The organism is Flavobacterium potami (assembly GCF_020026915.1).
Taxonomy (GTDB): domain Bacteria; phylum Bacteroidota; class Bacteroidia; order Flavobacteriales; family Flavobacteriaceae; genus Flavobacterium; species Flavobacterium potami.
Genome location: NZ_JAINUY010000010.1, coordinates 1 through 14,210, shown reverse-complemented (window position 1 = coordinate 14,210; position 14,210 = coordinate 1). Strand labels below are relative to the sequence as shown.

The following is a 14,210-nucleotide window of genomic DNA, read 5'->3' as shown; positions in this document are numbered from 1 at the left end:
CTCTGAAATAATTTTAAATTTGCATTCATAAAAAACAACACAACAAAATGAGCAATACAATCACAACTACAAATTTTAATTTCCCGAACCAGAAATCAGTTTACCGCGGAAAAGTTAGAGAAGTTTACAATATCAACGACGAACTTTTGGTAATGGTAGCAACCGATAGACTTTCGGCATTTGATGTGGTTTTGCCAAAAGGAATTCCGTACAAAGGACAAATCCTAAATCAGATTGCAACTAAATTTATGGAACTAACACAAGATATCGTTCCAAACTGGTTGATTGCAACTCCAGATCCAAGTGTTGCTGTTGGACATTTATGTGAGCCTTTTAAAGTAGAAATGGTAATTCGTGGTTATTTGTCTGGACACGCATCTCGTGAATATGCAGCTGGAAGAAAACAAATTTGCGGCGTTACGATGGCTGAAGGTTTAAAAGAAAACGATAAATTTCCTGAGCCAATTATTACACCGACTACAAAAGCAGATAATGGTTCTCATGACGAAGATATTTCTCGTGAAGATATTTTAGCTAAAGGGATTGTTTCTGAAGAAGATTATTTAGTTTTAGAAAAATATACTCGCGCTTTATTTCAAAGAGGAACAGAAATTGCAGCTTCTCGTGGATTAATTTTAGTAGATACAAAATACGAATTCGGAAAAACAAAAGACGGTGTTATCGTTTTAATTGATGAAATTCATACTCCAGATTCTTCTCGTTATTTCTACGCTGACGGATATGCAGAAAGACAAGAAAAAGGAGAGGAGCAAAAACAATTATCTAAAGAATTTGTTCGTCGTTGGTTGATCGAAAATGGTTTCCAAGGTCAGGAAGGACAGCAGATTCCAGATATGTCAGACGAGTATATCGAGTCTGTTTCTGAAAGATACATCGAATTGTACGAGAATATTCTAGGAGAGAAATTTGTAAAAGCGGATATTGACAATATTGATCAACGTATTGAAAAAAACGTATTAGATTACCTTTCTTCAAAATAGTAATTTCGGGTTTAAACTAATTATTTAAACCATGACTTTTATAACTAAAAAAAATGCCCTGTTATTTGTATGTCTTATAGCAGGGCATTTTCTTTTGGCGCAGATTGACAAAAATGCAACAAAAGAAACCAAGAATCTCTACAAGAATTTAAAAACCATTTCTAAGAAACATATTCTTTTTGGGCATCAGCATGCACTTGAGTACGGACATGGCTGGAGTAATGAACCCAATCGTTCTGATGTTAAATCGGTTACAGGCTCGCATCCTGCGGTGATTGGAATCGATTTTAGCGATTTTTCTGGTCGTTCGAAAGAACAAATTGAGAATACAAAAGAAACTTTAAGAAAAAATGTAATTGCTACTTATGAGCGTGGCGGAATTACAACTGTTTCTTGGCATTTTAATAATCCTGCTTCTGAAGGAGGATTTTATTGGAAAGATGGAATTTCAACTGCTTCAATGACTTTGATCAAACCTGGAGGTTCTCATCACGAACAATACAAAGAAATTTTAAAAACGATTGCCGACTTTGCTCATTCTGTAAAAGCGAAAGACGGTAAACTTTCTCCAATGATTTTCAGACCTTTTCATGAATTTGATGGCGATTGGTTTTGGTGGGGAAAAGCTCAAACTTCTCGTGAAGATTTTATTGCCGTCTGGCAATTTACAGTTTCTTATTTGAAAGATATTTTAGGAGTCCACAATTTTATTTATGCTTTTTCTCCTGATAATCGTTTTAATTCTGCTGAAGAATATTTAGAACGTTATCCCGGTGATGAATATGTCGATATGTTGGGAATGGATGATTACGGAGATTTTGGGCGTGACGGTAAATATGATGTAGAAACCGGATTAAAAAAACTTAAAATATTTTCAGATTTAGCCATTCAAAAGGAAAAACTCGCAGCTTTTACAGAAACAGGTTTAGAATCAATTCCAAACGAAAAGTGGTGGACAGAAGTACTTCTTAAAACTTTAAAATCGGATAATTTACAATTGAGTTACGTTTTAGTATGGCGAAATGACATTGCCAGTCCAACACATTATTACGCGCCTTTTCCGGGACAGGTAAGCGAAAAAGATTTTGTGAAATTTTATGATGATCCTTTTACCTTGTTTGAAAAAGATATTAAGAATATTTACAGCAGTAAGTTTAAAATTTAGTTTAGTTTTTACGACAATTTAAGAAGTACAATTCGGCATAAAACCTGGGTTGTGCTTTTTTTTTGAAAAAAAATGAAAAATCATGCAACTAAAACGACTTGTAAGTCGTCTAAATAGAAATCATCATCATCAATCATTTAACAAACAATCAATCATCATGAAAAAAACAGTAATTATTTTAGGAGCAATTTTAGTTTTTGCAAACACGTTAAACGCATCAAATTCTACAGTAAGAATTAAAAATCAGGTAGAGTTTTCGTTTTTGGGAAAATCGCCACTGCATCTTGCAATCAGTAAAGGCGATGTTGAAGCCGTTAGGAAATTTGTAACTTACGGTACCAATACCAATAAAATGGTAAACAATATGACACCATTAATGGTGGCTGCGCGTTTTAATCAATGTGAGATTATTAAAATTTTGCTTGCTCATGGAGCCGATTTATCAATCGAAAATTCGCATGGTTTTACCGCTTTGAAGTATGCCGAATATGCAAAAGCGACTGAATCTATTTTTATTTTGAAAAGCATAACATTACAAAAATAAAATAGAGATTAATAAAAAGTGCAACGCGGATACAGCCGAATTGCACTTTTTAAACATTATTCTAATTTGTCTTTAAGATTTTCAAGACCTTTTTGCAAATCATTTCCAATCATTTGGTCCATTTTTAGCATAGGAAGCATAATGTTTGTTGGATATGGAATTATGCCATTGACACCCCATTTTACTTTTGTTACGTTTCCCGAAAGAGGTTCAGTTGACATAAACCCAACCGCAGTATCTTCCATTGGTTTCTTAAAACGAAGTGCAAAGTCTAATCTTCTGTTTTCAGTAATTTTGGTAATTTCCTGTTCTCCAACACCAACTTCTTTTACATCGCTTTCCCACGAAGAGATTGAGCCGACCGTACCGTCTACACCTTTATAGGTAACTTTCATTTTCGGATCAGTATTGGCCCAAACGCTAAATTCGTTCTGATTTTTTAAGGATTTTATATAAGTGAAAACACTGTCTACCGGTTTGTTAATTGTGATTTCTTTTTCTACTGCATATTCTTTCGGCATAAAATAAGCAGCTATTAAAACAATTGAAATAATTAAAATAAAAAAAACAAGAATTCTTTTGATAATGATCATAGTATTTTGGTTTAGGGGTTACTATTTCTGTGATATATTATATGAAAAAAGATGCTTTGTGCTTGTTTTTGAGTCTTTTAGGTTTTAATTCTATTAGTAAAGTTAAAAAAATCGGAACTGCTTTTGTACTGCTAATTAAAAAAAAAGACATTTTATGTAATTTTTTTCCGCCATAAGTGTAACATTTTCGGTTTAGTTGCGTCTATTAGAGTAAATCCAATCAATTTGGTAACGTTCAGGTCTTATTATTATGGTTTTATTAAGTAAATGTTAAGTATTAGTTAAAACATGGTACTGTGTATTGCATAATACGATTTAATAATTACCTTTACATAGAAATTAAAATTAATCATCATATATCAATCATTTAATAACAATCAATCATTATGAAAAAATCAGTAATTATTTTAGGAGTAGCCTTATTGTCATTAGGAAATGTAGCAATGGCTTCAAACGGAACTTTATCTTTAAATAAAGTAGAACGTAACAGAAATCTAGCAACCCCTTTAACAGTTGCAATTAGCAAGGGAGACCTTGAAACTGTGAAAAAATTTATTGAATACGGAGCAGATGTAAACCAAATGTCTGAAGATCTTTCACCATTAATGACGGCTGCACGTTATAACAAAGTTGAAATTATTAAAGTTTTATTAGCGAGCGGTGCACGTCCTAATGAAAAAAATGATAAAGGATTTACTGCATTAAAATATGCAGAATTATCAAATGCTGCAGAAGCTATTGCAATTCTGAAAGATTTGAAATAAACAGTTTTAAAAATTTGAGTTAGTGAACAAATGACCTTTCTGAGCAAAAGGTCATTTTTTTTGCGCTAAAGTTTCGTTTTCGTATTAATTTCCAAAAACAAAAAAGCATCATTACAAGAATGATGCTTTCTGCTTTTAAACCCAACAATTGATTTAAAAAATCTAAAAAAATAAATTATTATTCGATTGGTACATGTTTTTTACGATTGAAGACCCAAAACAAGATTGGGAATACCAATAAAGTTAAAACGGTCGCGGTTATTAAACCTCCAATAATTACAATTGCAAGAGGCTTTTGTGATTCGGAACCGATTCCTGTTGAAATTGCCGCAGGCATTAATCCGATAGAAGCCATCAAAGCAGTCATTACCACGGCTCTTGTTCTTGCTTTTACTCCCATAAAAATAGATTCCTCAAGTGTAAACTTGGCCTTTAGGTTATGATGGAATTCTGATATTAGAATAACTCCATTTTGAATACAAATTCCTAAAAGGGCTATAAAACCTACACCTGCCGAAATTCCGAAGTTCATTCCCGTAATATGCAGTGCGATAATTCCACCAATTATGGCAAAAGGAACATTGGCTAAAACAAGTAAAGAATCTTTAAAGTTTCCAAACAAAATAAATAATAGTACAAATATTCCAATTAAACTGATTGGTACAACCTGAGCAAGACGTGCACTTGCACGAACCTGATTTTCAAATTCTCCTGTCCAGCCTGTTGTATAACCTGCAGGAAGTTTCAATTTGTTCACTTTTGCTTGCGCCTCGGCGATTGTACTTCCTAAATCTCGGTCACGAACAGAAAATTTTACTCCAATAAAACGCTTGGTATTGTCTCTATAAATGAACGCTGGTCCTGTAATGGTTTTAATATCGCAGATTTCTTTCAAAGGAATTTTTACACCACTTATTGTAGGCACTTTAATTTCTTCTAAATCTTTTTCATCTTTTCTGTATTCTTTAGAAAAACGTACACGAACATCAAATTTCTTTTCGTCTTCATATTTTTCAGTTGCTGTTTTTCCTCCAAAAGCTAATTCTAAAACCGCTTGTGCATCGCTTAAAGTAACGCCATAAGCTGCCATTTTCTCTCGATCTAAAACTACACTAATTTCAGGTTGGCCCACATTTCTAAGAATTCCGGCATCTTTTATACCTGGAATATTTTTAATTTCTGCTAAAACTTTATTAGCGAGATCATCTAGTTTGTTTAAATCGTCTCCATAAATTTTCACGGCATTTGAAGCTTTAAATCCGGCAACAGATTCAGCAACGTTGTCAATAACGGGTTGTGAGTAATTATAGGTAATTCCCTGATGAACTTTCAATTTGTTATCCATTTCATTGATCAATTCATCCATTGAGATTTTACGTTTCCATTCTGCTTTCGGTAATAAATCAACCTGAAGCTGAATAAATCCAAAACCATTCGGATCGGTTCCGTCATTACTTCGACCTGTTTGTGATAAAACTTTCTTTACTTCAGGAAAAGTTTCTAGATCTTTTCTGATCATTGCTGCCGTTTTTACACTTTCAGGAAGAGAAGTACTCATTGGTAATTCTGCCGTAACCCATAAAGCACCTTCATTCAATTGTGGTAAAAATTCTGTTCCGAGGAAACCGGCAGAAAAGAAAACCGCTGCCAATAATCCAGTAGAAGCAATTAGGGTTTGAATTTTATGTCTAAACGTCCAAGCAAATCCTTTTGATACAATTCGATCCCAAAAATTCACAAACGGATTGTTTTTTTCTTTTACATTTTTGTTTAATAAAATATGAGAAAGAACCGGAACTAATGTCAAAGTAAAAATTAATGCTCCAAGTAAGGCGAAACCTAAAGTAAAGGCTAGGGGAGAGAACATTTTTCCTTCTACTTTCTGGAAAGAGAAAATTGGAAGCAACGCCGTAATAATAATCAATTTAGAGAAAAAGATGGCTTTACCCATTTCTGTTCCTGTTTTCTTGATTAGACTTCCTTTGGCAATTTTATTGAATTTCTCCATTCCCAACTGATGCGCCCTATGATCCAGAACTACAAAGAGTCCTTCTACCATTACCACGGCACCATCAATGATAATTCCGAAATCGACTGCACCTAAACTCAGTAAGTTGGCGCTCATTCCCATCATTTTCAAACATAAAAAAGCAAATAGCAGAGAAAGCGGAATTACAATAGAAACTGTAAATGTAGTTCGCCAATCGGCCATGAATAGAAACACAACACAAGTTACTAGAATTATACCTTCGAATAAATTGTGCATTACCGTTTCGGTCGTGAAATTCATTAAATTGTCACGATCGTAAAAAGTTTCTATTTTGATATCTTTCGGAAGAACATTATCATTTAGGTCTTTAATTTTTGCTTTAATTAAAGCCAAAGTTTCCTGTGGATTTTCGCCTTTTCGCATTACAACGATTCCTTCAACGGCATCATCATTATTTCCAAGACCAGTTTGTCCAACTCTCGGCATCGAACTTTCATAAACTTCTGCCAGATTTTTAACCAAAATTGGATTTCCGCCAGCATCGTCAACAATAATGTTTCCAATATCTTCTTTGGATTGCAATAAACCTACTCCACGAACAACAAAAGCTTGCCCGTTTTTTTCAATAACGTCACCACCGACATTTATGTTTCCTGCATTTACTGCATTGTAAACCTGCAAAGGCGTAATGTTATATTTGGCTAATTTGATAGGATCAACCCCAACTTCGTACGTTTTGGTTTGACCTCCAAAAACATTTAAATCTGCAACACCAGGAAGAGAACGCAATTGTTTGTCAATTACCCAGTTTTGATATGTCAATAATTCTCTACTATCGCGACTGTTACTTTTTACAATATATCTAAAAATCTCACCGGTAGGTCCGTAAGGTGGCTGAACGTCTGGCTCTACATCATCAGGAAGCGAAACGTTTTTAAGTAAATTGTTTACCTGAAAACGAGCAAAAGTATCATCGACACCATCGTCAAAAATAATTTTGATTACCGATAATCCAAACATGGTGATACTTCGAACACTCGTTTTTTTCTGAACAGAGTTCATCGAGATCTCAATCGGAGATGTTACGAAACGTTCTACCTCTTCAGCACTTTTTCCGTTCCATTGTGTGATGATAATGATTTGCGTATTAGTCACGTCTGGAAAGGCGTCAATAGGCATATTCTTGAAAGAAATAAATCCAGCAACAGCCAATAATCCGACCCAAAAGAAGGTAAATGCTTTATTTTTTAAAGAAAAAGCAATGATATTTTTTATGAATTTGTTCATGTCTTAATTGTTTAAAGCACCATAAATAAACAGCTGATTGTTTGTGATCACTTTTTCGTTTTCTTTCAGACCACTTGAGATGTAAGTAGTATCGCCCACAACTCTGTAAACTTCAACTTGTCTGGTTTCAATATTGTTACGATCTTTAAAAACAACCACGAAGTTTTTACTTTTATCAAACACAATCGCTTTACTAGGTACGGCTATCATAGATTGATTTTCATTAAAAGACAATTTAATATTGGCATTCATATCAGGCTTAAGCATATAATCAGGATTGTTCAATTTAATTCTTGCCTGCATTGCTTTTGTTTCAGGATCAATAACATTGTAGATTTTGTCCACTTTTCCGTTAAACGTTTTGTCCGGATAACTTAAAGTGGTAACAGCAGCGCTTGTTCCTAATTTTACTTTATTAATGTCAATTTCGTTAATATTGGCCATTGCCCAAACTTCGCTGATTTCTGCAATGTCAAAAATATTTTCAGAACGGTCATTACGTAAAAGCATATCCTGATTGATGCTTTTTTGGATGATAAAACCGCTTATTGGCGCAGTAACTTCGTAAATAGATCCCGCTTTAATATTATAGATTTTGTACGTTTCCTGAATTTTGCTCAATTGAGACTGGGCTTTATTTACTTCAGATTTTGCCTGAAGTACATCACTTTCGGAGTTTAATTTTCCGTCAAATAATTCCTGAGCGACCTTCAGATTATTTTTCGCAACAAGCAAATCACTCTTTGCATCTATGGATTGTTTTTCGAAATCGGCAACATCGGTACTTTTTATCGTAGCTAAAACTTGACCTTTTTTTACATAATCACCAAGTTCGACATTAACTTTCATTACATTTCCACCAACTAAGGGATAAACATCGATCATTTTATTATTGTCAGCAGTAATTTTTCCGTAAAAACTAAGCTCGTTTTTTAACGGCAACATTTCTGCATTTGCCGTTGTAGTTGTTTTGAGCATATCGTTACTTAAAACAAAAGACGTATTTGTTTCAGGATTTTCAACTTCTTTTTTGCAGCTTGTCAGAGATAAACTTACAATTGCGATCCCTAAGAATAATATATGTTTCATTGCTATATTTTTTTAAAATAAATCTTTGTTGATGGTACTGTTTAATTCTTCGCCTGCGATTACTACTTTTTTCTTCAATTCATTTAACTGAATAATCGCCTGATTGTAGCTTTCCATAAAATCGGTAAATTCTAAAAGACTTACATTTCGTTTTTGAAAGTTGGTTAGCATACCATTATAAACTGCTTCAAAATCCGAATTTACAGTTGGTTTTATAACCGCATAGTTTTGTCTAGATTCATCCCATTTTGTCCATGCAGAAGTAATTTCGGTTTGAAGCTGCAATTCAAAATTTTGTTTCTCAATTTTAGATTGTTCTAAAATAGTTTGAGCATATTTGATATTTCCCTTGTTTTTGTTCCAAAGAGGCAACGGAATTCCAACACTAACATTGGCTTCACGATTAAAAGCACCACTACGCTGATCGTAATTTGCTCCAAAAGTAACGTCGGGTACAGAAAGCGATTTTTGCCATTTTACGTTCAATTCGTTGGCATCAATTTCTTTTTGCTTGGCCAAATAATCCGGACGATTTGCAATTGCTTGCTCCTCAAAGCCTTTAAGGTCGAAATCAATTACTTTCAAATATTTATTAGAATCATCACTACTAACTGTTGGAATTACATTTTCAGTTTCATTCATTAATAGTTTTAAATTGGCCTGTTCTTCGATGTTATCATTTATAACTTCTAATCTTTCATTTTTGAAGTTCAGATACAATGATTGTAGACGCACAACATCTTTAAGTGGAATATTTCCTTTTTGAGCCTGTACAGAATAGGAATTGATCAGATTCTCGATATGGCCCAATTGTTTATCAGTGTTTTCCAGATTTTTGGAATTATAATAAACGGTGTAAAAACTTTTACGTAACTGCAATTTTAAGGTACGCAACAAATCGTTGAATTGAAGCTCTGCTAATTTTTCATTAGCTTGAGCTAGTTTCACTTCGTTTCGTTTTTTACCTCCAAGATAGATTAACTGCTCGATAGAAAAGGCTTTTTGTCCTTCTTTACCAATATCAAAAAATTTATCTCGTTCCGGATTATACGCATTCAATTCTGCAGAAATTGTTGGGTTGTCCCAAATACGAGCCTGAATGGTTAAAGCTTTTGATGCATCTATATTATATTGAGATGCTAGTAAAAATAGGTTCTTTTTTAAAAATTGGCTTTCACAGTCTTGGAGAGTAACTGTTTTTTGAGCTATTGCAGCTTGATTAAGAAGTGCAAATAACAGCAGTGCGAATAACTTTTTCATTGTATTGCTTTTGGATTATACAAATATGCTATCACCAGGCTTTAAGAGACCTTAAAATCTACCTTAAAAATAGCTTAAAAAAGTTTACAAATTAAAAAATAACTGAAATAAATTCGTGTTAATATTTGGTTTTGAGTAAGTTATGTGTGCTTTGTGAAGTGTTAAGATTCTCTGGACAATCCTTAATCCAAGTCCAAAACCAGAAGTTCCTTTAGAGTTTTCTCCACGCATAAATGGCTCAAAAAGGTTCTTTTGTTCTTCTTCACTTAATGTGTTTCCGGTATTAGAAACCGATACAATCAGATGATAATGATCGGTGCTTATTTTTACTTTGGACTGTTTGTTGTCTGAATAGACACAAGCATTTTTTAGAACATTGGTAAATGCAATTTCTAAAAGATTTTTATTTCCTTGTATTTCTAAGGCTGTGTCAAGATCATCACTTTCTTCAATTTCAAAAAGAATTATGAAATCAGGAAAAGCTTTATTTATTTTTTCGATAGAAGAAAATAAGATTTCATCAATTCGCTGGATTTCGTGATTCTCAGTTCTCTTAGTGTCAATTTTGGAGAGAATTAAAAGAGAATGAATTAGTTCACTCAAATGATTGACATCATCTAAAATTCCGTTTAAGAAAGATTTGTTTTTTTGTTTAATATCTGGATCAGCGACAGCATTTTCGATCTGAGATGTCATTCGCGAAAGCGGTGTTCTTAATTCATGAGAAGCGTGGGCGGTAAACTCTTTTTGTTTCTGATAGGAAATCTCAATCCTATCCATCATAAAATTAAACTCATCTGCAATCAGATCAATCTCATTTTTACTGCTTTTCGATTCGATTCGGGTATCGAGATTGTTTTCGTTTATATTTTTTATTTTTTGATGAAAAGCATTCAGCGGATTCATCAATTTTCGAACCGTAAGAGAAGTAATTACCCAGCATAAACAAGTAAAAAAGATGTACGATATAACTAAAGTGTACCTTAAGAATAATAATTTCTTTTTACCGTAATCGTCAGTAGCCGAAATCAAGGCATAAAAATCTTTCGAATTTGTATCGTAGAAAACGCCATAGACTTCGTGATCTCCCTGTTGCTTAAAAAAGGTTTTGTTTTTTTTTAGATATTTTAAATCATCAACAGACCAATTGATTTTAGCATCGTCTATACTGCTGTAAATAAGTTTGTAATTCGAATCAAAAACCAAAGTCTTTTCATCGTATAATTTATTGATCGAATTTTGATCAATAATCTTCAAAAGCTGATTGTCAACCTGTTTTACATTGACCAATAATTTGATGTTAGATAAAGCTTTGATTTCTAAACGATCACGAAATTCTTCTTTTCTATAATTAGAATATAAAATGAATATCACTGTTGATGCCAGTCCAAAAAGAATGGTAAACAGTAAACTGACTAAAAGTGATATTCTATTTTTTAATGTCATTCCTGATCGCTTAAATAATATCCGTAACCCACTTTGGTTCGAATAAGTTTGGTTTCATGGTCTTTATCTATTTTTTTTCTTAGAAAATTGATATAAACCTCAATAGTATTCTGATTGGTTTCAATATGATAATCCCAGAGCTTTTCGGCAATAAATTGTTTCGACAATACTTTTCCTTTGGCATGGGCAAGTATAAGAATCAATTTAAATTCTTTTGGAGTAAGTTTTATTTCTTCACCAGACCTAAAAACTTTCATTTCATCTTCAAATATCTCCAAATCTTGAACGATTATTTTATTTTCGATTTGTTGAGGCACTTCCTTTCTTCTTAAAAGTGATTGTACGCGAGCATACAATTCGTCAAAATGAAAAGGTTTTACCAAATAATCATCGGCGCCGCTATCAAAAGAAGATAGTTTGTCTTCAATTTCGCTAAAAGCGGTCAACATAATAATAGGTGTTTTTTTGTCAATTTCCCGAATGGCTTTACAAACCTCGATTCCGTTTATTCCAGGAACATTGATATCAAGAATAACTAAGTCGTAATCATATGGAAAATACTTTTTCAGCAAAAAAGTACCATCATAAAATGGCGTACACTCGAATTCCTTTGAAGAAAAGAATGTCGAGATTTCTTTAGACAAAGTAAAATCATCTTCGAGTAATAGTATTTTCATTCTTGGGGGAATTTAGTATGTGGTATGTTTTTAATTGAAATAAGAGAATGTTTCGTTATTCTCGATTTTTAATAACGAATCATAAATCAACTGAATAACATTTTCAACATCTTCCTTGTGCACCATTTCTACAGTTGTATGCATATATCGTAAAGGAAGAGAGATCAAAGCAGATGGCACACCACCATTACTGTAGGCAAAAGCATCGGTATCTGTACCTGTTGCACGAGAAGTTGCATGTCTCTGAAAAGGAATTTTGTTTTCCTGAGCAGTATTAACAATCAAATCGCGTAATTTATTCTGAATGGCTGGCGAATAACCAATAACTGGACCTTTACCCATTTTTAAGTCACCTTCAACCTTCTTGTCAATCATTGGAGTTGTAGTGTCGTGGCAAACATCGGTAACAATGGCAACATTTGGTTTAATTCTGTGTGCAATCATTTCGGCACCGCGAAGACCAATTTCTTCTTGAACAGAATTTACAATATATAAACCAAAAGGAAGCGTTTTGTTGTTTTCTTTTAATAATCGTGCAACTTCAGCAATCATAAAACCGCCCATTCTGTTATCAATTGCACGACATACAAATTTATTTTCGTTCAAAATCATAAATTCATCAGGATATGTAATCACACAGCCAACATGAACACCTAATGCTTCAACTTGCTCTTTATTCTCGCACCCTAAATCTATAAAGATATTGCTCAATTTAGGAACCTCTTCCTTGTCACGTAAACGAGTATGAATAGCTGGCCATCCAAAAACTCCTTTAACAATTCCGTTTTTAGTATGGATATTAACTCTTTTAGAAGGTGCAATTTGATGATCAGATCCGCCATTTCGAATGACATATATTAAACCATCTTCTGTAATGTAATTTACATACCACGAAATTTCGTCTGCATGCCCTTCAATTACAACTTTATAAGGAGCATCAGGATTAATCACCCCAACTGCCGTTCCGTAAGTATCAGTAATAAATGTATCAACATAAGGTTTCAAATAGTTCATCCAAAGTTTTTGCCCTTCGCTTTCATAACCAGTCGGAGAGGCGTTATTTAGGTAGCTTTCCAAGAAAGCGATTGAAGTATCTTTTAAGATAGATTTTGTGCTCATAAAATATTTTTTTGCTAAAATATAAATTTGGTATTAGAGTTGTGTATAAATATATAATTTTACATTTAAATTATGATTCGATGAGATTAACCAGCTTTATTCTATTTATACTATTTGTTTCCCTTTCATGTCGTGCCCAGGTTACTCCGAAAGAGAGTGAGCAAATGGGATATATATTAACGGAAAAGGATTCTATATTAAATGACACTATTCAATTGCCTGAAATAATTATTTCTAAAGAGAAAAAATTAAGCGCAGAAGAAATGAAACAATTTCAGATTCTTCAAAATAGAGTTTACAAAGTTTATCCTTATGCTAAATTAGCTTCAGAACGATTAACAGCATTAAACAACGGAATGGCTCGTTTAAAAACGAGAAGCGAAAAAAAGAAATATTTTAAAATTGTTGAAGACTATCTTAATAATGAATTTGAAGAAAGGCTGAAAAAACTGTCCCGAAAACAAGGCCAGATTTTGGTTAAGCTTATTCATCGTCAAACCGGAATTACAACGTACGAACTAATTAAGACCCTAAAAAGCGGATTCAAAGCCTTTGTTTCCAATACAACCGCAAATTTGTTTGACATTAGTTTGAAAACAGAGTATAAGCCTTATGATGTAAATGAGGATTATTTAATAGAAACAATATTACTCCGTGCATTTGAATCTGGCCGATTAATAAATCAAAAACCGGCAACTCCCATTAATTATGATGATTTGTCAGCCAAATGGCAAGAAAGGGCAAAAGAATTAAATAAGAAATAACGCTACCTATATATAATAGTATAAAACCCGACAGTTTTTAAAAACCTGTCGGGTTTTGTTTTTCATACATATATAGTATATAGGTATAGTTTGTCAGGCTGAGCGGAGTCGAAGCCCATTGAGAATTTTAATTTGAATAATAATAAGGAGCTGTTTCCCGCTATGCGCTCCAATCTTTTTATGGCGAACCCCGCCATAAAAAGGATTTCCGCTCCTATCGGGGCTAGGGGATCCGTTTCCAGAAGAAGCGGAAGTAAAAAACTCGGCGTCTTAGCGTCTTTGCGGGATTAAAAACGGCGCAAAGTGCATTTAGTTACCTTAAATTTTCGTCAAAAAACATCCCCAAAACCTGACCCCCCCTCAAAAGAGACAATCCCAAACATGCGAAAAACAAGGAAAAGCGAAACAAACGAGGAAAAACCGCACAAGTAATGAAAAATATTTGAATTGTAAAGATGGCGTTACCAGTGAGTTAAGAAAAACATCGAAAAAAGATTGAAAAAAGTGTTTG

General features: G+C 33.4%; 12 protein-coding genes. 5 read left to right on the top strand and 7 right to left on the bottom strand.

What is annotated here, in order from left to right; all coding sequences use genetic code 11:
- Nucleotides 1–47 precede the first annotated feature (47 nt).
- From K6T82_RS22655 to K6T82_RS22645, 3 genes are all read left to right on the top strand, one after another.
- Nucleotides 48–1,001: a phosphoribosylaminoimidazolesuccinocarboxamide synthase gene (locus tag K6T82_RS22655; protein ID WP_223711032.1), complete on the top strand. Its 954-nt coding sequence runs from the start codon at nt 48–50 to the stop codon at nt 999–1,001.
- Between the two features lie 31 nt (nt 1,002–1,032).
- Nucleotides 1,033–2,166, top strand: coding sequence for a glycoside hydrolase family 26 protein (locus tag K6T82_RS22650; RefSeq protein WP_223711030.1), 1,134 nt, complete (start codon nt 1,033–1,035; stop codon nt 2,164–2,166).
- A gap of 157 nt (nt 2,167–2,323) precedes the next feature.
- Nucleotides 2,324–2,710 carry an ankyrin repeat domain-containing protein gene (locus tag K6T82_RS22645; protein ID WP_223711028.1) on the top strand — a complete coding sequence of 129 codons (387 nt, stop codon included), beginning with the start codon at nt 2,324–2,326 and terminating at the stop codon, nt 2,708–2,710.
- Nucleotides 2,711–2,766: 56 nt separating this feature from the next.
- Here the strand turns inward: K6T82_RS22645 and K6T82_RS22640 are convergent, their stop codons facing one another.
- Nucleotides 2,767–3,303 (bottom strand): SRPBCC family protein, encoded by a 537-nt coding sequence (locus K6T82_RS22640; protein ID WP_223711026.1) that lies wholly within the window; start codon nt 3,301–3,303, stop codon nt 2,767–2,769.
- A gap of 386 nt (nt 3,304–3,689) precedes the next feature.
- Between K6T82_RS22640 and K6T82_RS22635 the strand changes: the two genes are divergently transcribed.
- Entirely contained in the window at nt 3,690–4,067 is a 378-nt protein-coding gene (locus tag K6T82_RS22635; protein ID WP_223711024.1) for an ankyrin repeat domain-containing protein, read from the top strand.
- A 178-nt stretch (nt 4,068–4,245) separates the two neighbouring features.
- Here K6T82_RS22635 and K6T82_RS22630 read toward each other — a convergent pair whose 3' ends face one another.
- The 6 genes from K6T82_RS22630 to K6T82_RS22605 all read right to left on the bottom strand — a co-directional run bounded on the left by K6T82_RS22630 (nt 4,246) and on the right by K6T82_RS22605 (nt 12,935).
- Nucleotides 4,246–7,344, bottom strand: coding sequence for an efflux RND transporter permease subunit (locus K6T82_RS22630; RefSeq protein ID WP_223711022.1), 3,099 nt, complete (start codon nt 7,342–7,344; stop codon nt 4,246–4,248).
- 3 nt (nt 7,345–7,347) lie between these two features.
- Nucleotides 7,348–8,433: an efflux RND transporter periplasmic adaptor subunit gene (locus K6T82_RS22625; RefSeq protein WP_223711020.1), complete on the bottom strand. Its 1,086-nt coding sequence runs from the start codon at nt 8,431–8,433 to the stop codon at nt 7,348–7,350.
- Between the two features lie 12 nt (nt 8,434–8,445).
- Nucleotides 8,446–9,693 carry a TolC family protein gene (locus K6T82_RS22620; protein ID WP_223711018.1) on the bottom strand — a complete coding sequence of 416 codons (1,248 nt, stop codon included), beginning with the start codon at nt 9,691–9,693 and terminating at the stop codon, nt 8,446–8,448.
- Between the two features lie 84 nt (nt 9,694–9,777).
- Entirely contained in the window at nt 9,778–11,139 is a 1,362-nt protein-coding gene (locus K6T82_RS22615) for a HAMP domain-containing sensor histidine kinase (protein ID WP_223711016.1), read from the bottom strand.
- Complete coding sequence (locus K6T82_RS22610) at nt 11,136–11,816, bottom strand: response regulator transcription factor (RefSeq protein WP_223711014.1); 681 nt, start codon at nt 11,814–11,816, stop codon at nt 11,136–11,138. Before K6T82_RS22610 ends, K6T82_RS22615 begins: the two co-directional genes overlap by 4 nt.
- A 30-nt stretch (nt 11,817–11,846) precedes the next feature.
- On the bottom strand, nt 11,847–12,935 hold the full coding sequence (locus K6T82_RS22605; protein ID WP_223711012.1) for a M42 family metallopeptidase: 1,089 nt from the start codon (nt 12,933–12,935) through the stop codon (nt 11,847–11,849).
- Between the two features lie 80 nt (nt 12,936–13,015).
- On the opposite strand from K6T82_RS22605, the gene K6T82_RS22600 reads away from it, so the two are divergent.
- Nucleotides 13,016–13,699, top strand: a complete 684-nt coding sequence (locus K6T82_RS22600; RefSeq protein WP_223711244.1) for a DUF4294 domain-containing protein — start codon at nt 13,016–13,018, stop codon at nt 13,697–13,699.
- Nucleotides 13,700–14,210: the final 511 nt, after the last annotated feature.